The 20,173-nt window shown below is 59.4% G+C and carries 22 protein-coding genes; 10 read left to right on the top strand and 12 right to left on the bottom strand.

All coding sequences use genetic code 11. The features are described 5' to 3' along the window. Positions 1-53: 53 nt before the first annotated feature. Positions 54-1,340, bottom strand: coding sequence for an MFS transporter (locus CKW26_RS15610; RefSeq protein ID WP_034153180.1), 1,287 nt, complete (start codon positions 1,338-1,340; stop codon positions 54-56). A 159-nt stretch (positions 1,341-1,499) separates the two neighbouring features. Between CKW26_RS15610 and CKW26_RS15605 the strand changes: the two genes are divergently transcribed. Beyond that, on the top strand, positions 1,500-2,411 hold the full coding sequence (locus tag CKW26_RS15605) for a LysR family transcriptional regulator (RefSeq protein ID WP_095049260.1): 912 nt from the start codon (positions 1,500-1,502) through the stop codon (positions 2,409-2,411). 109 nt (positions 2,412-2,520) lie between these two features. Here CKW26_RS15605 and CKW26_RS15600 read toward each other — a convergent pair whose 3' ends face one another. Genes CKW26_RS15600 through CKW26_RS15590 form a run of 3 tightly spaced genes read right to left on the bottom strand, consistent with a single transcriptional unit; the run spans position 2,521 to position 4,365 of the window. Further along, positions 2,521-3,063 carry a DUF2937 family protein gene (locus tag CKW26_RS15600; protein WP_095049259.1) on the bottom strand — a complete coding sequence of 181 codons (543 nt, stop codon included), beginning with the start codon at positions 3,061-3,063 and terminating at the stop codon, positions 2,521-2,523. A gap of 12 nt (positions 3,064-3,075) precedes the next feature. After that, positions 3,076-3,852, bottom strand: coding sequence for a class II glutamine amidotransferase (locus CKW26_RS15595; RefSeq protein WP_007911322.1), 777 nt, complete (start codon positions 3,850-3,852; stop codon positions 3,076-3,078). A gap of 15 nt (positions 3,853-3,867) precedes the next feature. Continuing rightward, positions 3,868-4,365, bottom strand: coding sequence for an MFS transporter (locus tag CKW26_RS15590; RefSeq protein ID WP_095049258.1), 498 nt, complete (start codon positions 4,363-4,365; stop codon positions 3,868-3,870). A gap of 226 nt (positions 4,366-4,591) precedes the next feature. On the opposite strand from CKW26_RS15590, the gene CKW26_RS15585 reads away from it, so the two are divergent. Both CKW26_RS15585 and CKW26_RS15580 read left to right on the top strand, forming a co-directional pair. Then, positions 4,592-6,646 (top strand): S9 family peptidase, encoded by a 2,055-nt coding sequence (locus CKW26_RS15585; protein ID WP_095049257.1) that lies wholly within the window; start codon positions 4,592-4,594, stop codon positions 6,644-6,646. A gap of 200 nt (positions 6,647-6,846) precedes the next feature. Beyond that, positions 6,847-7,320, top strand: coding sequence for a cyclic nucleotide-binding domain-containing protein (locus CKW26_RS15580; RefSeq protein WP_034153174.1), 474 nt, complete (start codon positions 6,847-6,849; stop codon positions 7,318-7,320). Here CKW26_RS15580 and CKW26_RS15575 read toward each other — a convergent pair. Then, positions 7,317-7,601: a hypothetical protein gene (locus CKW26_RS15575; protein ID WP_095049256.1), complete on the bottom strand. Its 285-nt coding sequence runs from the start codon at positions 7,599-7,601 to the stop codon at positions 7,317-7,319. The genes CKW26_RS15580 and CKW26_RS15575 overlap by 4 nt on opposite strands. Positions 7,602-7,680: 79 nt before the next feature. Between CKW26_RS15575 and CKW26_RS15570 the strand changes: the two genes are divergently transcribed. The 4 genes from CKW26_RS15570 (at position 7,681) to CKW26_RS15555 (ending at position 9,897) form a co-directional block, all read left to right on the top strand. Beyond that, the gene (locus tag CKW26_RS15570) at positions 7,681-8,367 is read left to right on the top strand and encodes a spermidine synthase (RefSeq protein WP_095049255.1); all 687 of its coding nucleotides are present in this window, start codon (positions 7,681-7,683) and stop codon (positions 8,365-8,367) included. Positions 8,368-8,415: 48 nt separating this feature from the next. After that, on the top strand, positions 8,416-8,787 hold the full coding sequence (locus tag CKW26_RS15565; protein ID WP_095049254.1) for a YajD family HNH nuclease: 372 nt from the start codon (positions 8,416-8,418) through the stop codon (positions 8,785-8,787). 180 nt (positions 8,788-8,967) lie between these two features. Then, positions 8,968-9,438 (top strand): RNA methyltransferase, encoded by a 471-nt coding sequence (locus CKW26_RS15560; RefSeq protein ID WP_007911337.1) that lies wholly within the window; start codon positions 8,968-8,970, stop codon positions 9,436-9,438. Between the two features lie 81 nt (positions 9,439-9,519). Beyond that, positions 9,520-9,897: a DUF2892 domain-containing protein gene (locus CKW26_RS15555; protein WP_095049253.1), complete on the top strand. Its 378-nt coding sequence runs from the start codon at positions 9,520-9,522 to the stop codon at positions 9,895-9,897. A 169-nt stretch (positions 9,898-10,066) separates the two neighbouring features. On the opposite strand, the gene CKW26_RS15550 is transcribed toward CKW26_RS15555, so the two are convergent. Further along, entirely contained in the window at positions 10,067-11,296 is a 1,230-nt protein-coding gene (locus CKW26_RS15550) for a hypothetical protein (protein ID WP_095049252.1), read from the bottom strand. Between the two features lie 35 nt (positions 11,297-11,331). Continuing rightward, the gene (locus CKW26_RS15545) at positions 11,332-11,781 is read right to left on the bottom strand and encodes a YcgN family cysteine cluster protein (protein ID WP_093438229.1); all 450 of its coding nucleotides are present in this window, start codon (positions 11,779-11,781) and stop codon (positions 11,332-11,334) included. A gap of 279 nt (positions 11,782-12,060) precedes the next feature. Here CKW26_RS15545 and CKW26_RS15540 point away from each other — a divergent pair, with 279 nt between their 5' ends. Then, the gene (locus tag CKW26_RS15540) at positions 12,061-12,654 is read left to right on the top strand and encodes a nitroreductase family protein (protein ID WP_095049251.1); all 594 of its coding nucleotides are present in this window, start codon (positions 12,061-12,063) and stop codon (positions 12,652-12,654) included. Positions 12,655-12,786: 132 nt separating this feature from the next. On the opposite strand, the gene CKW26_RS15535 is transcribed toward CKW26_RS15540, so the two are convergent. The 4 genes from CKW26_RS15535 to CKW26_RS15520 all read right to left on the bottom strand — a co-directional run bounded on the left by CKW26_RS15535 (position 12,787) and on the right by CKW26_RS15520 (position 17,060). After that, positions 12,787-13,719, bottom strand: a complete 933-nt coding sequence (locus tag CKW26_RS15535) for a D-2-hydroxyacid dehydrogenase (protein ID WP_095049250.1) — start codon at positions 13,717-13,719, stop codon at positions 12,787-12,789. Positions 13,720-13,823: 104 nt separating this feature from the next. Further along, the gene (locus CKW26_RS15530; RefSeq protein WP_093438239.1) at positions 13,824-14,117 is read right to left on the bottom strand and encodes a YcgL domain-containing protein; all 294 of its coding nucleotides are present in this window, start codon (positions 14,115-14,117) and stop codon (positions 13,824-13,826) included. Continuing rightward, positions 14,114-15,247 (bottom strand): ribonuclease D, encoded by a 1,134-nt coding sequence (gene rnd / locus CKW26_RS15525; RefSeq protein WP_095049249.1) that lies wholly within the window; start codon positions 15,245-15,247, stop codon positions 14,114-14,116. Before rnd ends, CKW26_RS15530 begins: the two co-directional genes overlap by 4 nt. A 163-nt stretch (positions 15,248-15,410) precedes the next feature. Continuing rightward, the gene (locus CKW26_RS15520) at positions 15,411-17,060 is read right to left on the bottom strand and encodes a phosphoethanolamine transferase (RefSeq protein ID WP_095049248.1); all 1,650 of its coding nucleotides are present in this window, start codon (positions 17,058-17,060) and stop codon (positions 15,411-15,413) included. 410 nt (positions 17,061-17,470) lie between these two features. Here CKW26_RS15520 and CKW26_RS15515 point away from each other — a divergent pair, with 410 nt between their 5' ends. Together CKW26_RS15515 and CKW26_RS15510 are read left to right on the top strand one after the other, a co-directional pair. Then, positions 17,471-18,655, top strand: a complete 1,185-nt coding sequence (locus tag CKW26_RS15515; protein ID WP_095049247.1) for a cyanate transporter — start codon at positions 17,471-17,473, stop codon at positions 18,653-18,655. A gap of 185 nt (positions 18,656-18,840) precedes the next feature. After that, entirely contained in the window at positions 18,841-19,776 is a 936-nt protein-coding gene (locus tag CKW26_RS15510; protein ID WP_095049246.1) for a LysR family transcriptional regulator, read from the top strand. A 3-nt stretch (positions 19,777-19,779) separates the two neighbouring features. Here CKW26_RS15510 and CKW26_RS15505 read toward each other — a convergent pair whose 3' ends face one another. After that, the gene (locus tag CKW26_RS15505) at positions 19,780-20,145 is read right to left on the bottom strand and encodes a 5-carboxymethyl-2-hydroxymuconate Delta-isomerase (RefSeq protein ID WP_093438263.1); all 366 of its coding nucleotides are present in this window, start codon (positions 20,143-20,145) and stop codon (positions 19,780-19,782) included. Between the last annotated feature and the right edge of the window lie 28 nt (positions 20,146-20,173).

Raw genomic sequence — 20,173 nt, 5'->3', positions numbered from 1 at the left:
TCCTGTAGGTGCTTGTCTTTTTATCTGTAGGACTTTGCTTTGCAGGTTATCAGTTACTGCGCATCGAGTTGCTTGCCACGGGTTTCCGGCAGACTCAGTGCCGCGATAATCACCACGCCGTAGGACACCGCCGCAAAGGCGCCAATGCCTACGCTCAACGGAACTTTCTGGCTAAGCAGACCAATCAGCAGCGGAAACAATGCCGCCAGCGCCCGACCGATGTTGTAGCAAAAGCCCTGCCCCGAACCACGAATTCGCGTAGGAAACAGTTCAGTCAGAAACGCGCCCATGCCGCTGAAAATCCCCGAGGCAAAGAAGCCCAGCGGGAAGCCCAGCCACAGCATCACGCCGTTGCTCACCGGCAGTTGCGTATAGAGCAGAACGATGGTGAACGAACCGACAGCGAAGAGGATGAAGTTCTTTTTCCGCCCCAGCAGGTCAGTCAGATAGGCGCTGATCACATAGCCGACGTAGGAACCGACAATCACCATCGCCAGATAACCCCCCGTGCCCAGCACGCTCAAGCCGCGTTCGTTTTTCAGGAAGGTCGGCAGCCAGGAAGTGATCGCGTAATAGCCGCCCAGCGCGCCGGTGGTCAGCAGTGAAGCGCGAAACGTGGTGAAGAGCATGCCGGGGGCGAAGATCTCGTAGAACTTCGACTGAGTCTCCGGCGTTTGTTGGGCCTTGGCCTCGCGATAGATCTCCGGATCCTTGACCAGACGACGGACGAAAATCACGAAAATCGCCGGCACGATGCCGAGGATGAACAAGGCGCGCCAGGCGTCTTCCGGCGGCAACACCGAGAACAGCAGCGCATATAAAATCGCCGTCAGCCCCCAGCCCAGCGCCCAACCGGATTGCACCATGCCCACCGCTTTGCCACGGTCCTTGGCGCGGATCACCTCGCCGATCAGCACCGCGCCGGCGGTCCATTCGCCGCCGAAACCGAAGCCCATCAACGTGCGTGCGATCAACAGTTGTTCGTAGTTTTGCGCGAAGCCGCAGAGAAAGGTGAAGAAGGCGAACCACAGCACGGTGAGTTGCAAGGTGCGTACACGGCCGATGCGGTCAGAGAGAATCCCCGCAACCCAACCGCCGATGGCCGAAGCGATCAATGTGCTGGTGTGAATCAGTCCTGCTTCGCCGGTGGTGATGCCCCACATCGCGATCAGTGTCGGCACGACGAAGCTGAGCATCTGCGTGTCCATGCCGTCCAGACCGTAGCCGATCTTGCAGCTCCAGAACGTGCGACGCTCCTGCTGGTTGATGTTGCGATACCAGTCGAACGGCCCCGGACGCGCCGTTGCCTTGGGGACTTCTAGGGTGTCGGGAGCACGCATGGCTTATCTCCGCAGGTTTTTTATTGGTCTTGTTCGTAGCCCCGACGACGCCTATCGTGGGGACCGGATGCGTCGATTTTTCGTCGCGCGGCCCTGCTGCGTCCAACGAATAAAAACCCGCCTTAGCCATAAGAAAAATTTGTCACCCGAGCCTTGCCCATGAACCTGAAGTTTCTCGAGACCTTTGTCTGGGTCGCCCGACTGAAGAGTTTTCGCCTGACCGCCGACAAGCTGTTCACCACCCAGGCGTCGATTTCCAGCCGCATCGCGGTACTGGAAGGTGAGCTGGGGGTGAAGCTGTTTTTGCGCGATTCACGCGGTGTCAGCCTGACGCCCGAAGGCTTGAAAGTGCTGGAATATGCCGAGCAGATGCTCGACACGATGTCGGCGCTCAAGCAATCGATCGAGACTCGCTCAAGCAAGGTCGGCCGCGTGCGCATCGGCGTGATGGACACGGTAATCCACACCTGGCTCAGCCCGTTGGTCGCGCAGATGACTGATCTGTACCCTCGGGTGGAAATCGAGCTGGTGGCGGATACTTCGCTGAACCTCTGCGATCAGCTGCAAAAAGGCTTTCTCGACATCGTTCTGCAAACCGATCTGATCCGCCATGAAAGCGTGCGCAGTCTGGAGCTGGCCAGCCATCCGCTAGGCTGGATTGTCGCCAGTAATTCGATCTACAACCGCGACTACGCCGACCTTGCCGAACTGGCGCAGGAACGGATCATCACCTACTCGAAAAACTCCCGGCCGCATCAGGACCTGCTGGCGTTGATGCAGGCCAATGGCGTACTGGCGCCACGTTTGAATTGCGTGAATTCGGTGTCGGCGATTACCCGGTTATTGCGTGATGGATTTGGGATTGGTGTGCTGCCGCCGGTTCTGGTGGCCGAAGAGTTGGCGCGGGGGGAATTGACCTTGCTGACCATTGATCAACGGCCACCGAATTTGCAGGTGGTGGTGTCGTGGCGCATGGGGGTTGAGTGGGTCGAGGAGATTGTGACGTTGTGTCAGCAGGTGCTGGAGGGATATGCGATCAAGGTGGGCAAGGACTACATCGCTTTAAGTTGATCGTTCCTACGCTCCGCGTGGGAATGCAGCCCGGGACGCTCCGCGTCCCTCGAAAGCCGAACGCAGAGCGTCCGTTGAGGCATTCCCACGCAGAGCGTGGGAACGATCATCAGAGGCCGCGCACGTCGCGGTCTTCGATCGGTCGGCTCTGGCGCAAGCGCCGGCCACCGAGCACCACCCAGTCAATCAGACGGAACACGCATTCAATCCCGAACGACAGCAACAGCGCGCCGCTCATGCCCCAGATCATTGCTTCCGGGGTCAGCAGGATCTGGTAGCTGTAGCCATTCCAGGTTTCCTTGCGAATGTCCGGGTCGGCGGCCAGCACCACTTGCAGGAAGCGGATGTACCACGGGCCTTGCATCGCCTGGAACTGCTTGTCCAGCGCAATCTGGCGGCTGAGCAAGGTGCTCAGGCTGTCGGCATCGCTACGAAACACCGGGTCTTCGCTGGCGCGGTAATGCGCCACCAGCGCCTGCATATCGCCCTTGAAAAACTGCTCGGCGGTGCCCTGAAAACCGCGCAGGCCGGTCTGCGCCTCGATCAGGTGCGCCTCCACGCGTTTCGCGTAATCGTTGATGAAGCCTGGCACCTGGACACCGATCAACAGGCCCGCCGCAAACAACACCAGCCGTACATAACTGAGCAACATGGGGTGCAATCCTTATTCGGTCTTGCCCTGACTGACGCATTCGCCGCGTCGCCACAGGCTCCATTGGCCCGGTTCGTAGCGGGTCCAGGTTTCGTTTTCGGTCAAAGGCTCGGTGGCGATCACCGTGACCACGTCGTTGGGCGTGGTTTCCGCCTGGAAATCGACGATCACGTCGACATCTTTCAGACGCGCCGGGCCGAACGGGGCGCGGCGAGTGATCTGTGCGAGTTTGGTCGAGCAATAGCAGAACAGCCAGTCGCCATCGCTGAGCAGGCAGTTGAACACGCCTTTGCTGCGGTATTCGGCGCACGCGGCGACCAGATCCGGCAGCAGCTCTTCTATATCGACCGGTTCCGGGAATGCTGCACGCACGCGGTTGAGCAAATCGCAGAAAGCCGCCTCGCTGTCGGTATCGCCGACCGGGCGATAGAAGCTTTTGATCGGGGTGAAATCGGCGAGCTGGCCGTTGTGCGCAAAGCACCAGTTGCGTCCCCACAGTTCGCGGACGAACGGGTGGGTGTTGGACAAGCAGACCTTGCCGACGTTGGCCTGGCGGATGTGGCCGATGACCACTTCGCTTTTGATCGGATAACGCTGCACCAGATTGGCGACTTCCGACTCGCAACTCGCCGCCGGGTCCTGAAACAGACGCAAGCCACGGCCTTCATAAAAGGCGATGCCCCAGCCGTCGCGGTGCGGACCGGTGCGACCGCCGCGCTGCATCAGGCCGGTGAAGCTGAACACGATATCGGTCGGCACGTTGGCACTCATGCCCAGTAATTCACACATGTGCGGACTCTCGGGTTACAGGCGCGGCTCGACCCGCATACGCTGCGGATTGTTTGGCAGAGGGGGACGGCCATAGCGGTCATCGCCGGCGCCGCCAAACGGCTGATCGTCGTCGCGGTCATCAGCGCGAGCGGCGGCCTTGGCGGCTTCTGCCTGTTCACGACGCGCACGGGAAGCACGCTCGATCGGGAAGCGGATCGCCACGAAAATCAGATAGATGCCAAAGGCGATCATGCCGTACATGAACAGATCGGAGACTGCACGCCAGGCGTTGTTGCCGACCTTGAAGGCCAGATCCAGCGCAGTAATGGCGATGGACGGCGCAACTTTGGCTTTCACCGGATCAATGATGGTCGGGCTGAACAACAACACGGCCATCAAGACGCGCAGCGGTTCGCGCAACCAGCGCCACATCCAGGTGGTCAGGCGCATCCATACCAACAGGCAGCCCACAGCAGCAAAGGCGTAGAGGCCCCAGGCGATCAGATAGTCGTTCTCGGTCATGGTGTCCATGGCAAGGCAGGCAAAGAGGCGCTTATAGTAACGACTTTTCGCCCGTCAGGCTTGTCCCAATAGACATGCGACCTGTAGGAGTGAGCCTGCTCGCGATGACGGACAGCCTGACAACATTGATGTTGAATGTGCCGGCCTTATCGCGAGCAGGCTCACTCCTATAGGGTCTGCGGCGGTTTCAAACGCTGCGAAAACCCTTATTCCGTACATTGTCCGAGAGCCTTTCATGTCCGAATCCGCCAACGCCATCAGTGCCCCGATCGCCCACAAGGCGCCCGGTGCCGACCCGTATGCCTGGCTGCAGGAGCGCGACACCGACGCGGTGCTCGATTACCTCAAAGCCGAAAACGCCTTCCAGGAAGCGCAAACCGCCGATCAGGCCGAATTGCGTGAAAGCCTGTTCGAAGAGATCAAGGGCCGGATTCTGGAAACCGACCTGTCCCTACCCTCGCCTTGGGGTCCGTACCTGTATTACACGCGCACCACGGCGGGCGACGAGTACGCCCGGCACTACCGCTGCCCACGCCCGGCGGACGACAGTCTGACCCTCGATGAAAGTCGCGAACAACTGCTGCTCGACCCGAATGTACTGGCCAACGGTGGTTTTTTCTCGCTGGGCGCGTTCAGCATCAGCCCGGATCACCAGCGTCTGGCCTACAGCGTCGACGCTTCGGGCGATGAGATTTACACGTTGTTTGTCAAGGAACTGGCCAACGACAAAGTCAGCGAACTGGAATTCGAAGACTGCGACGGCAGCATGACCTGGGCTAATGACAGCCTGACCCTGTTTTTCGGCGTACTCGACGACACCCATCGTCCACACAAGCTGTTCCGTTACCGCCTCGACGGCACCGCTGCCGAAGAAGTTTTCCACGAGCCGGACGGGCGTTTCTTCCTGCACTGCTACCGTTCCAGTTCCGAGCAGCAACTGCTGTTGTCGCTGGGCAGCAAGACCACCAGCGAAGTCTGGGCGCTGGACGCCCACCAGCCGCACCTGCCGTTCACTTGCCTGGCGCCGCGGGTCGAGGATCATGAATATGATGTCGATCACGGCCTGCTCGATGGCGTGTGGACGTGGTTTATCCGCACCAACCGTGACGGCATCAACTATGCCTTGTATCAGGCACCGGACACCGGCACCGCGCCGACCGAAGCCGACTGGCAGAACCTGATCCCCCACAGCGATACGGTGATGCTCGATGGCGTCAGTCTGAACACCGAGGCGATGACCCTGAGCTTGCGCGAGGGCGGACTGCCGATTATCGAAGTTCACCCACACGGTCTGGCGCCGTATCGCGTGCAATTGCCGGACGCGGCCTACAGTCTCTATGTGCAAAACAGCCTGGAGTTCGAGAGCGACCGCATTCGCCTGCGCTACGAGGCGTTGAACCGTCCGGCGCAAGTTCGCCAACTGATCCTCGCCAGCGGCGAACAAGCGGTGTTGAAAGAAACCCCGGTGCTCGGCCCGTTCGACGCCGATGCCTACGTCAGCCAGCGCTTGTGGGCGACTGCGCCGGACGGTACGCAAGTGCCGATCAGCCTGGTGATGAAGCGCGAAATGGTTGGCAAAGCCGTGCCGCTGTATCTCTATGGTTACGGCGCTTACGGTTCGAGCCTTGATCCGTGGTTCTCCCACGCCCGCCTGAGCCTTCTGGATCGTGGCATGGCCTTCGCCATTGCGCATGTGCGTGGCGGCGGTGAGCTGGGCGAAGCCTGGTATCGCGCCGGCAAGCAGGAACACAAGCACAACACCTTCAGCGACTTCATTGCCTGCGCCGAATTTCTGGTCCTCAACGGCATTACCACGGCCGATAAACTGGCGATCAGCGGCGGCAGCGCCGGTGGTCTGCTGATTGGTGCGGTGTTGAACCAGCGGCCGGATCTGTTCGGCGTTGCGATTGCTGAAGTGCCGTTCGTCGACGTGCTCAACACCATGCTCGATCCCGATCTGCCGCTGACCGTCACCGAGTACGACGAGTGGGGCAATCCCGAAGAGCCGGAGGTTTACGAGCGGATCAAGGCTTATGCACCGTACGAAAACGTCAGCCCACAGAATTATCCAGCGATGCTGGTGATCGCCGGTTACAACGACAGCCGCGTGCAGTACTGGGAAGCGGCCAAGTGGGTGGCGAAACTGCGCGCATCCAAAACCGACGACAACGTGCTGCTGCTCAAGACTGAATTGGGCGCCGGACATGGCGGGATGAGCGGGCGTTATCAGGGATTACGTGACGTAGCGCTCGAATACGCATTTGTTTTCAAGGTTTTGGGTCTGGCCTGAGGAACTCCGTTGGTCACTTGGGTCTTAATTGCAGACCCAAGAGGCCGATACCCCACACATCCCTGTAGGAGCTGCCGAAGGCTGCGATCTTTTGATTTGGATTTTTTCAAAGGCAAGATCAAAAGATCGCAGCCTTCGGCAGCTCCTACATGGGGACCGTGTGAAGCCTGAAACAGTGAAAACAAAAAGACCGTGACGACATGTCAGAACCAACCTTCCTGAACAACGAAATCCGCGACTGGCTGATGGACTGCGGCCTGTTCGATCAATTGCAGTTGGCCGACTTTGCGGCCGCTTCCGGCTACTTCAGCATCAGTACCGTGGCTGAAGGCGAAGCGATTTTCCGCGAGGGCGATGCCGGCAGTTTCATGTGCATCCTCCACACCGGCCAGGTGGCCGTGCAGAAAACCGGGCCCGATGGCCAGGTCATCACCATGGCTACCCTGCGCAGTGGTCGGGCGTTCGGCGAGATGGCCGTGCTCGATGGCGAACGGCGCTCGGCAACGTGCGTGGCGGCGACGAACTGTCAGCTATTGAACCTCGGCAAAGACTCGCTGGAAAAAATGCTCAACGACGCGCCGAAGATCGCCGCGAAAATCATCCGCGCCCTCGCCGTCTCTCTGTCGAAACGCCTGCGCATGGCCGACGGCCAACTGGCGGCGCAACAGGTTTAACCGCCGGGGGATTTCGCCTTGGTGCCACTCGGCTCGATGCCCGGCACCGATTGATCCTTGCTCGGCGGACTGGGCATTTCAATCGGCACCAGCGGCGGGCTGCCACTGCCAGCGCCAGACTTGGGAATATTGATCGGTGTGATCTGCGGATACGGTGTCGGTGTAGCGGTGCCGGGCGAGCCGGGTTGCGGCGCCGGGCTGACTGGAACGACCTGCTGCGCCTGCACTGCAGTAATCGAGAGCGCGGCCAGGGCAATGACCGTTAGAATGGTGCGCTTCATCAAGGGCTCCGTTTGGCCTTAGTCTGCGCTCAGGCTACTCCCAACGGGCCTGCTTGCCTTCCCCCTTGTAGAGATTTCCATGAAACGTTTCGTTCTGCTCGACACCACCCCGATCCCTGAAAGCGGCGGTGCCCTGTGCCTGTTCGAGTATGGCGAGGATTTTGTCATCAAGATCCAGGGCGGCGACGGCGGACAATTGATGAACACGCGCATGCACGGTTCCGAAGATGCGCTGGCCGAAATTCCGTGCCGCAAGGTCGCTGGCCGGGCGAATTCGCGGGTGCTGATCGGCGGTCTGGGCATGGGGTTCACCCTCGCCTCCGCGCTCAAGCATCTGGGCAAGACTGCCGAAGTGGTGGTCGCTGAACTGGTGCCCGGCGTGGTCGAATGGAACCGTGGCCCGCTCGGCGAAAAGTCCGGACGTCCGTTGCTCGATCCGCGCACGGTGATCCGTCAGGACGACGTAGCCAAGGTGCTGCAAAGTGAGCCGAACGGTTTCGACGCGATTATGCTCGACGTCGACAACGGCCCCGAAGGCCTGACGCAGAAGGCCAATAGCTGGCTGTACTCCGCCGCTGGTCTGAATGCCTGCGCCAAAGCATTGCGACCGAAAGGTGTGCTGGCGGTGTGGTCGGCCAGCGCCGATCGGCTGTTTTCCGACAAATTGAAGAAGGCCGGTTTCAAGGCCGAAGAAGTCCAGGTCTTCGCCCACGGCAACAAGGGCACGCGCCACACGATCTGGATTGCCGAGAAGCTCAAGGGCTGAGCTAAACTCTGCGCATAACCGTCATCAGTCTTTTACAAAGGTGAACCCATGAGTTCGTCCACTCCAACCAATACGTCGAAGCTGGATCGCATCCTCGCCGACAACCAGCGCGACAAGGAAATGGGCTACCGCGACAAGGCCCTGAAGATGTACCCGCACGTCTGCGGCCGCTGCACCCGTGAGTTTTCCGGCAAGCGCCTGAGCGAACTGACCGTGCACCACCGCGACCACAACCACGACAACAACCCGCAGGACGGCTCGAACTGGGAATTGTTGTGCCTGTATTGCCACGACAACGAACACTCGCGCTATACCGATCAGCAGTATTTCAGCGAAGGCTCGCTGAGCACGCCGAAGATCGCCAAGGCAACGCATAACCCGTTTGCCGCGCTGGCCGGGCTGATGAAGAAAGAAGAATAAGCCAGTCATGATCGTTCCCACGCTCTGCGTGGGAATGCAGCCCGGGACGCTCCGCGTCCCTTGCAAAGCCGAACGCAGAGCGTCCGAAGAGACGTTCCCACGCAGAGCGTGGGAACGAGCGGTGCCGCCCTCTCCCAATCCCCGTATAATCGCGCTCTTTTTCCCGAAGGCACCCCGCTCGTGGCAGACAAACGGTACAGCTGCATTGGTTTGTATAACCCCAAATCACCGGAAAACGTCGGTTCGGTGATGCGCGCCGCAGGCTGCTATGGCGTGGCCTCGGTGTTCTACACCGGCAAACGTTATGAACGCGCCGCCGACTTCGTCACTGACACCAAGCGCGTGCACTACGACATTCCGCTGATCGGCATCGATGACCTGAAAAAGATCCTCCCGCTCAACTGCGTGCCCGTCGCCGTGGAACTGGTCGAAGGCGCCCGCCCGCTGCCGGAATACACCCACCCGGATCGCGCCCTTTATATCTTCGGCCCCGAAGACGGTTCGCTGGACAAAGAGATCCGCGACTGGTGCGAAGACGTCGTGTACATCCCGACCACCGGCTGCATGAACCTCGCCGCCACGGTCAACGTCGTGCTCTACGACCGCATGGCCAAGGGCTTGAACACCCGCTCCGGACCAAAATTCCGCTAAAGCGTCGCACATCCGATGGAACGAGCTGACCGCTCCGGCAGTCAGCTTGTTTATCCATTACTCATTGCCTGGAGAAAGATCATGACCGAGCTCAAACGTGTCGAACGTATCGAATCCACCCCGTTCCAGAGCCGTTCCGAGCAGAACGTCGAAGGCTGGGAGCGCATCGGCTCACTCGCGGGCGGCGTGATCATGGTCGGTAAAGGCCTGCGCCGTGGCGGCGTGTTCGGGTTGATTCAGGTGGCGATTGGCGGCGTGGCCATGGCGCGCGGGATTACCGGGCACAGTTCGGTGAAAAGCCTGTTTGAGAAAAGTCGTCAGGACATGAACAACGTGCGGGCGAAGATCGAGCGCGCCGGGGAAGAGTTGAGCAAGCTGAAAGCCAATGCCGAAGCGGCGACCAGCACTGCCACCGTGACCGGCAATGATTCGGTGAAATCGCCGAAAGCCGGGGTTTGATCCGAGAATTGCGGTGGGGCTGACGGCCTCATCGCTGGCAAGCCAGCTCCCACAGGTTCTGTGGAGACCACAGAATTTTTGCCCAGCCCAAAATCGGCTTATGGGTTGTGCACTGATTTTGTGCCCATCCCAAAGCACTGTGGGAGCTGGCTTGCCAGCGATAGCGGTATTACTGCAGTAATGCGGTATCGAGGACCTTGGAGGACTCGTCGAGCACGCTCTCGGCCAGTTGCACAAACTCTTTGGTACTCACCGTCCCCAGATGCATCGCCCCACGCAACACGTCATCCAGCGAACGCTTGTTGCGCGTCTTCAAGCGAATTTCGCGATCCAGTTCCTGCAACAGCAACACCGCTTTCGCCACCTGCGCCGGGCTGATCTGCTCGCCGCGCAACGTGGTGACTTTCTGGCCGTCCCTGGCCAGTTTCGTCTGTAGTGCCTGATAACGCTCATCGCTCATGCCGCCGGCACGGCGCACCAGTTCAATGGCGTAATACTCGGCAAAACCCTCGCTGATCCAGTCGCTGCGCTGCTCGTCGTTAATCCGCCCGAACACCTGCGCCAGCTCGCGCACCAGCGCACTGCTGCCGCTTTCGCTGACCAGCGGCAATCGCGTGTTCACGTAGATGGATTCATGTGCGCCGAGGCTGCCGCGCCACATCGGGTCATTGGCACCGACGATCAACAGTTTCGCCGGATGGCGTGGATAAACCGCCTGCACCTGCGGCCAGACGAACGTAAGCAGGGTCAGCACGTCCATCCGGCGCATGCCCTGCCCTTGCGGCGAGGCCACGGTGACTTCGGTTTCGCCCAGGCGCGTACGGCGGCTGCCGAGATGGCCGGCGAGCATCCAGCCAGTCGGACGATCAAACAGGCGTGACGGGTTGTCGATGCGGAATTTGTTCTTGCCGATGCGCGGCCAAGCGGTTTCGATACTTTTCCAGCCATCGGGCAATTCGAATTGCAGACGCGCGATCAGTTCGGTGCCGTCCTGCTGATCGAGTTTGGCTGGCGGCACCAGTTCATCGCCACGCATCAACGCCCAGTTCGGGGTCATGCGGGTGTCGAAACTGCCGTTCTTGCGCCCGTGGCTGATGCGCACGCGGTAAGTCAGGCTGGCCTTGTCACTGGTCGGGCGCCAGACGCCCCGGGCGTTTTTGCCCGGGGTCAGCAGCCAATGGCCGTCAGCCTTGAAATCGCTGTAATGGCTACCGTCGCCAAGGTCGAAATCGAGACTGCGCACCGCCTCGCCTTTGCCCAGGGTCAGGCGCACCTCGGCCTGATCGCTTTGCGGCAACAGGCGCACGTGATAATCCAGATCGACTTTCTTCGCCGCCCACACCGGGGCGCTCAGCGCCAGCAGCGCAATCATCAACGCTCGCTGCAATCCGACAGCCATACGCACTCCTTGGTAAAGCTTGAATCAGCAGGTATTCAGCCCGCGCGGAAAATCAGGTGATCCTCCCAGTCATCCTCCGGCACGCTGCCTTCGGCGAGCATGCGCCCGGACTGGGAAATCCGCTCGTGGTGCACCGCGTCGCGATCGCCGCAGACCAGGTGGTGCCACAACGGCAGATCCTTGCCTTCGCTGACCAGTCGATAACCGCAGGTCGGCGGCAGCCATTTGAACTCTTCGGCCTGCCCCGGGGTGAGCTGGATGCAGTCCGGGACAAACTTGATGCGGTTCGGATAATCGCTGCACTGGCAGGTTTTCAGGTCCAGCAGTTTGCAGGCGATGCGCGTGTAATAAACGCTGTTGTCTTCCTCATCCTCAAGCTTTTGCAGGCAGCACAGACCACAGCCGTCGCACAGCGATTCCCATTCCTGGTGATCGAGTTGATCGAGGGTTTTGCGTTTCCAGAACGGTTCGACTTTGGCGGCCATGGCTCAAGCATCAACATCAGGTGGTGAAAAGGCCGCCAGTCTAGTGCCCAAGGCCTTGCGGGCCAAGCGTCGGCGACTGCCGGTTGCGCGGGGCTTGTCAGTTTTTGTGGCGGCGCGTAGCTTTGCCAGTCGCAAGGAGCCTTGCCCGCAAGCCATTAACGCGCGACCGCGTTGCATTGTGGTGAACCCTCAGGCTCGGAAAACCCCATCGTTCAGCGCAACTGATCCCGCCGGGTTTTCATTCAAATCCCTGACTCAAACGTAGCAAGGAATCTCTCGATGAGTGCCAACCCACGCGTTGCCGATTACGCCATTCACCCGCAATTCACCGACCGCTGGTCACCGCGCGCCTTCACCGGCGAAGCGATCCCGGAAGAAACCCTGCTGAGTTTCTTCGAAGCGGCCCGCTGGGCGCCCTCGGCGTACAACTCGCAACCTTGGCGTTTCCTCTATGCGCGTCGCGATACGCCAAACTGGGAGCGTTATCTGGGTCTGCTCAACGAATTCAACCGTAGCTGGGCGCAGCATGCCTCGGCGCTGGTAATCGTGATTTCGAAAACCACCTTCACTGCACCAGGCGCCACTGAAGAAACCCCGGCGCTGTGGCATACCTTCGACACCGGCTCGGCGTGGGGCCATCTGGCGCTGCAAGCAAGCATCAGTGGCTGGCACACCCACGGCATGGCCGGGTTCGATCAGGAACTGACGCGCAAAGAGCTGAACATTCCTGAAGGTTATGCACTGCATGCGGCCGTTGCCGTTGGCAAACTCGGTGACAAGGCAACGCTGGCTGAATACCTGCAGGCCCGTGAAGAGCCGAGCCCGCGCCGCCCGCTGAATGAACTGGCGGTGGAAGGCGACTTCACCCTCTAAGCCACACCGCAAATGATCGTTCCCACGCTCCGCGTGGGAATGACTCAAGGGACGCTCCGCGTTCCAATGGGACGCAGAGCGTCCCCGGCTGCATTCCCACGCGGAGCGTGGGAACGATCTGAAGCAAGGAGATCAATATCCGCGGTTGAAATCCACTTCCCCGCGCAACGCTTCACCCGCCTGATACGCCTTCAGGTTCTCGACAAACAGCTGCACCATCAACGCCGGTGACGTCGGCGCCGAACTGTGCCCGGTCAGCAGCAAGCCCCAAGCGGTCCAGAATGGATGGCGTTGCGGCAGTGGTTCCTGACGGCAAACGTCGATCACCGCCCCCGCCAGATGGCCTTCCTTCAACGCGTCCACCAGATCGGCATCGACCACCGCGACACCGCGCCCGGCGTTGATGAACAACCCGGTTGGCTTGAATTGCTTGAACAGCGCCGCGTCGTAGATATCGTGGGTGTGTTCGGTGTTCGGCAGCAGATTGACCACGTAATCCACTTCACCCACCAGTCGCGGCAGATCAGCCATCGAACCGACCTCGACAAACGGCGCCTGCTCACGGGCGCTGCTGGCAATCCCGTACAGCTCAATGCCGAAGGGCAGCAGGAACTGCGCGACACTCTGGCCGATATCCCCGGTGCCGACGATCAGCACTTTGCGCCCGACCAGGCTCTGGCCGCTGCGGTTGTCCCATTTACGCTCGACCTGGCTGACCAGTCGCGCCAGCACTTCGCGCTCATGGCCAAGGATGTAGGTCAGCACATACTCGGCCATCACCTGACCGAAAATCCCCACTGCACGGGTCAAACGGTAATCGCGGCGCAAGCCGTCAGCGAGCAATGGTGTGATACCGGCCCAGGTCGATTGCAGCCATTGTGGCTGGTGCCCCTGGCGCAACAGAGTCGCGAGCAAATCCGGCTGGCCCAGCCACACCGGGCAATCGGCGGCCTGCCGGGCCAGCTCGGCGGAGTCGCCGCTGGTCAGTATTTCAAGCTCGGGCGCTGCCTGACGCAGCAGCCGGGCGTATATCGCGTGGTCGTGTTCAGCAATCAGAACGCGCATCTTCAAACCTTTCGCAAACCGTGCAGATGGCCGCCGGATTAAGCCGGCCATCGCGGTAAAAACAGTTCCAGGGTAAACCGAGACTCAGAACAGAGCCGCGCAGATCAGACCGGGTCGTTGCGTCGCAGCAACTCTTCGGGCAAGTGCTCGATGTACTCGTCCTCGGCCGGCGGCATTTGCAGGTGATAGCCCTGCTTGTCGAGGTTTTCCAGGACCACGACGATGTCCTCGCTGGCCAGTTTGCGCTCAGGCGTCAACACCAGACTGAAGGCAAATATGGCTTTGCCGAAAGCCGCCATCAGGGCCTCGGGCACGCGTTCCAGCTCATCGCTCTTGAGCACATAGAGATACATGCCCTTGCGCTTCGAGCTTTGGTAAATAGAGCAAATACGTTTCAAGGCTGTTCTCCGGCGGTGGCCAGGCTGTCGAGCAGCATCTGGCCCATGAGTTCGCGGCGCCAGCCACGCAACGACTCAGGCAATTGGTAAGGACCCTCGGGGTAGCCACTTTTGACTAGGGCTTCGAGGGTTTTCTTGCGCAGCATCAGTTCCGGGGCAATGCCCAGACGCTCGGCCTCAGCCTGGCCCAATGCGCGCAATTGTTTGATCAACGCGGCGGCTTCGATCGGCAAGGGCTCCGCTACGGCGGGCGGCCATTGATCAGGCCCCACACTGCCAGAGCGCTTGATCAGATCAAGCAGAAATTGGCCGTCCTGACGCACGGTACGCGGGTGCATGTCTTCGATTTTGCCCAGCGCCGCGAGGTTGTCCGGTTGCGTGCGGGCCAGTGGCCACAGCGAATGCTCGCGGACGATGCGGTTGCGCGGCAGATCGCGGGCGCGGGCTTCCTTTTCCCGCCAGGCGCACAGTTCACGCAGAACCGCCAGTTGCGCACGGGAGAGTTTCCACGCCAGTTTGGCCTCGCGATAGACCTCGTACGGGTCGGTTTCACGTCGCAGGTTGGCGACCAGTTCAGCGCCGTCCTCCAGCACCCAGGCGAATTTGTCGTCAGACAGTTTCGGCCGCAGCTGTACGAAAACCTCCGCCAGATGCACGGCATCTTCGGCGGCGTAGCTGATTTGCGTCTCGGACAGCGGACGCTGCAACCAGTCGGAACGTGTCTCGCCCTTTGGCAGTTCGATGCCGAGCACTTCTTGCACCAGTCGCGAATAGCCCATCGAGAAACCGAGGTTCAGGTAAGCGGCGGCCAGTTGCGTGTCGAACATCGGGGCCGGCAGGCTGCCGGTCAGGCGCAACAGCACTTCGAGGTCTTCGCTGCAGGCGTGCAGGACTTTGAGTACCGCCGGGTTCTCCAGCAACGCAGCCAGCGGTTGCCAGGCATTGATGGTCAGCGGATCGATCAGGTAGGCGCGTTTGCCGTCGCCCACCTGCAACAGGCCGGCAATCGGGTAGAAAGTGTCGACCCGCATGAATTCGGTGTCGAGGGCAACGAACGGCAGCTGCTGCCACTCGGCGCAAAACTGCGCGAGGCTTTCGTTGTCGCGAATCCAGTGAATATCGATGGCCACACGGCTCTCCCTTGAAGAATGGCGCGCAGTATATATCGCCACTGGCGATTTACGCGCCTGTGAAGGGCAAGAGCTGTAACGAAATGTCCTTCCAGAGAGCAAGAATAGTCTGACAAAAGAAGCAGAAAGCCCCGTCGTATCAGAACGACGGAGCCGATTGGCCTCAGTCCTTGGCGAGTACGCCGTCGATCACCGCACCTCGGCAACCGGCAAACATGTCCAGACCCGGCTGATAGACCTTGCTCCTGACCTCGAGCAGGCCAAGCATCGAGTGGAACAGGTTGTCCTGGCTCAGCGGTTTGTCACGGCTCATTTGCAAGCAATGCGTGTCGACCGAATAGGCCTTCTGATAGTTATCGGAGAACCACGCCAGCATCGCTACATGCTTTTGTTGCTCTGGCGCCAACATGTAAGGCGTACCGTGCAGGAACAAGTTGTACTCGCCCAGCGACTCACCGTGGTCCGACAGGTACAACATCGCGGTATCGACTTTGTCCTGATTGCTGCGCAATACATCGATCAGGCTCGATAACACATGGTCGGTATACACCAACGTGTTGTCGTAACCGTTGACGATACTTTCGCGGCTGCAATTGTTCAGCGCGTTACTTTCACACACCGGGGTGAAGTGCTCGTATTCCTTGGGATAACGCTTGAAGTATTCCGGGCCGTGACTGCCCATCTGGTGCAAAACCAGCACGGTGTCCTTGTCCAGATGGTCGATAAAACTTTGCAGACCTTGCAGGAGGATTTCGTCGCGGCACTCGCTGTTGGCACACAGCGCCGGGTCTTTCAGGTTGCTGACATCTTGCAGGGTGACCCGGTCGCAAGTGCCTTTGCAACCGGACTGGTTGTCACGCCAGATCACATCGATACCGGCACGTTTGAGCACATCGAGCAGGCCTTCCTCATTCTTCGCCTTGCTGGCGTCATAATCCTTGCGGCCCATGTTGGAGAACATGCACGGCACCGAAACAGCCGTTTCCGTTCCGCAGGAATGCACGTCAGTGAAGGCGATCAGCCCGGCTTCCTTATCGAGTGTCGGCGTGGTGTCACGGTCATAGCCGAGGATACCGAAGTTCTCCGCCCGGGCACTTTCACCCACCACCAGCACGGTCAGGGATTTACGCGGTTGAAGCTTCACATCCGGATTGCGCTCGGCGTCCTCGCCGATCTTGATGAATGGCTGCCGCGCCGAGACTACTTGCTCACGCAGATAACCCGCCGAAGCACCGATGTAATTACTGGGCACCAGCATCAGGCGAATTTCGTGGTGATTGCGAAACAGCGATGACAAGCCCTGATAGTTGGCCAGCGCCACCCCACCAATCACCGCCACAGAAGCAACACCGACAATAACTTTGCTGATTAACTCACGATGCCAACGACGATAGTTGACTGGAACTTTCCACAACAACCAGGACGGTAATACACCGAGCAGTAGAATATAAGCAAACAACTTCAACGAGAGCAGATCACGCACTTCCGTTGCATTGGTTTCGGCAAAGTTGCGCAACATGCCGGCATCGATCATGACGCCATATTGACTCATGAAGTAAGCTACGCCGCCGCTGATCAGAAATATCACGGTCAACAGCGGCTTGAGCAGCGGACGGAAGGCGAGGACCGTCAGCACGATATTGAATGCCGCGAGAATCATCACCCCGAACGCCACACGCATGGCGATGCCCTTACCATCGGCGGCGGTGATCTCGAACAGGTGTTGCCAGAGGACAAAATTGCAGCCGATTAAAAGAAAGGCACTGGCAATTAACGTCACCCATTCCGGGCGCACGGCTTTTAACTTCAACATAGAAAGGGCGATTCCTGAAAAGAAGAGCCTCGGTCCATGAAAGAAATTTCAATTGTGAAAATTTCATTAACTAAGGCACGAGAAACTTTAAGCAGGCAACCATCAATTTTTTGTGAAAAAGACGCCAACGATTAGTTGGCTGTTGGCCATGCGATGAAAGTGTGAAGTATTTGAGAATGGTTCAGGTTTTATTCAGAAAAACAGCACGGTTGTCCATTGTGGGAGCGAGCCTGCTCGCGAAGAGGCCGGCACATTCAATATTTTTGCTGACAGACAATCCGCTTTCGCGAGCAGGCTCGCTCCCACAGAGAGTGGGGATATCGACTTTTTAAATACTGCTGTGGATTTTCTGGTTTGCCCGAACCAGACCGCTCCGCGCTTAATCATCTGCCCCGCCCAAAGGTCTGATGATGGAAAACGTCCGCACTACCGCTCGCCCCGCTGCCTGGTTGATGCTCGCCATCATTCTCGTAGCCCTCAATCTGCGTCCGTCGATGGCGGCAATCGGCCCATTACTGTCAGCCATTCGCGCTGACATCCCGCTGAACTTCAGCGTCGCGTCGCTGCTGACCATGCTGCCGGTGATGGCAATGGGGCTGGCGATGTTTTTCGGCATTGGCATCGGTCAGCGGCTGGGCGAGCAACGGACGGTTTTCCTGTCACTGCTGATCATTGGCCTGGCGACGCTGTCGCGGCTGTTCATCGAATCGGCCGCCGAAATGATCGTCAGCGCGGTGCTGGCCGGCCTCGGGATTGCACTGATTCAGGCATTGATGCCGACGCTGATCAAATCGCGCTTCGCCGACAATGTCGCGCTGTGCATGGGTCTGTATGTCACGTCGATCATGGGTGGAGCGGCCATTGCGGCCTCGTTCGCACCGCTGGTGATGCTGCAAACCGGGAGCTGGCGCGGCGGTTTGGCGATCTGGGCGATCCTGGCATTCATCGCGCTGCTGTTCTGGTGGTCGCAACGCAACCAGCTGTCCTCCACCGTAACGGCGACAGCCGGCAAGGATTCGTTCTTCAAGTATTCCCGTGCCTGGTTGCTGGCCCTCTTCTTTGGTCTGGGGACAGCGTCCTATACCTGCGTGCTGGCCTGGCTCGCGCCGTACTACGTGGAAAACGGCTGGAGCGAACAGAACGCCGGATTGCTGTTGGGTTTGCTGACGGCCATGGAGGTGATTTCCGGTCTAGTGGTTCCGGCTATCGCCAATCGCTGCCGGGATCGGCGTGTGATTCTGATGACACTACTGGCACTGATCATCGGCGGATTTTGCGGCCTGATCCTCAGCCCGCAACAATTCAGCCTGCTATGGCCATGCCTGTTGGGGCTGGGCATTGGCGGGTTGTTCCCGATGAGCCTGATTGTCTCGCTTGATCACCTCGACAACCCGCAACGTGCCGGTGGCCTGACTGCATTTGTGCAAGGCATTGGCTATCTGATTGCTGGTCTCTCGCCGCTGATGGCTGGAATGATCCGCGATCAACTGGGCAGCTTCGAGTGGGCGTGGTGGTCGTTGACAGCGGTAATGGTGGTGATGCTGTTGATGGTGTGGCGCTTCGATCCCCGGCATTACGCGAGGCACTTTTCCTGATCGGGCTAAAGGCCTCTGGCCATCTTTCTGCGGTTTGCCCCGTGACGTCGTGTTACTAAAACTTTCTGTCCCACAACTGACTGTGAAACGTCCTACAGGGCTTTGTCCTGGCACCATCGTTCCGTTAGGATCATTCGCACACGTTTGCGCGGATTCAGCGCAAGGAGCACAGCGAGACGGAACGGATGCTGAACAGTAACTTGCTTAGAAAGCTCGACATGCAGGATCTCATGGTGTTCATCGCTGTTTATGAGCAGAGCAGCGTCACTGATGTGTCAGAAACCCTGTTCGTCAGCCAGTCCACGGTCAGTTATTGTTTGAAAAAACTGCGCACCAGTTTCGAAGACGAACTGTTTATCAACACCCGCACCGGCATGCGTCCGACCTACAAGGCCAGCACCATGTATGGCCATGTGCAGAAAATCCTCGAAAGCATCAACCTGTGCCACGCCGGTGCCCCCACGTTCGACCCGACCCGACAAGCCGTCACCTTCAATATCTGCGCCCCGGAATACTTCGAGCAACTGATCCTGCCGCGTCTGTTGAAGCGTTTCGACTTCGACGATTTGCCGGTGATGGTCAACATGCACAAGTTCGAGACCGATGTCCCGGCGGATGAGCTGCGCGACGGCAGCCTCGATCTTGTCATCAGCTTCGGCCCCAACTTCCACCGTCATCACGCTGACCTGAAATCACAAATGCTGCTGGAGGACGATCTGGTCTGCGTCTTCGACAAACGCGCCACGCCACTGGAGCCGCGCCTGAGCCTGCAGGCTTTTACCGAACGCCGGCACGTGTTCCCGACGCCATGGACATCAACCACCAACATGGTCGATGGCTGGCTGGCGCGGCAGGCGCAGAAGCGTCAGATCGTCGCGCGCTCGAACAGCTACAGCGCGGCATTGAAAATGATCACGGGGACCGACTTCATCCTCACCCTGCCCCGCCGTATCCAGCGTTTACTGACCAACGAGGCGGTGTTCAATCACTGCGAGGCGCCAAATGGCTTGCCGGGCTTTACCCTCGACATGCAATGGAGCCAGAGCGTTGATCAGGACAGCGCCAATCTGTGGTTGCGCGAGCAGGTGGTCAAGGTGTGCAGCGAACTCGAAGCGGCCTGAGTCCTACACGCCAATAGCGGTTTTGCTGTAGGACTCGCGATCCATGTCGACCAGTTCGACACACAACTGCACCTCGACACCGGCCGGCCATTCGCACAGGTCCTGCAAGACTGCCAACAGGCTTTCTGACAACTGCTTCTTGATCTGCGGCGAACGCCCGCTGAGCAGCGCCAGCTTCACATAGACGAAGGCGCGCTCGGCCATGGCGGTTCCGACCTTGAAGGTCTCGACTTTCACCGCACGGCTCTTGATATCGAACTCCGCCGCGAACTGACCAGAGCCCACTAGGGTGTTGTTGAGCCGCATCAACGCTACATCGGCGTTCAACTGCGGCAGGTTGGCGGTGTATTCCATGTGCAGGTGTGGCATTGCAGGTCCCCAGTCAGTTGGCAGAAAG

It is taken from the genome of Pseudomonas sp. Irchel s3h9 (assembly GCF_900187475.1).
Classification (GTDB): domain Bacteria; phylum Pseudomonadota; class Gammaproteobacteria; order Pseudomonadales; family Pseudomonadaceae; genus Aquipseudomonas; species Aquipseudomonas neuropathica.
The sequence above is the reverse complement of the archived record's forward strand: the minus strand, read 5'-3'. Positions and strand labels throughout refer to the sequence as shown.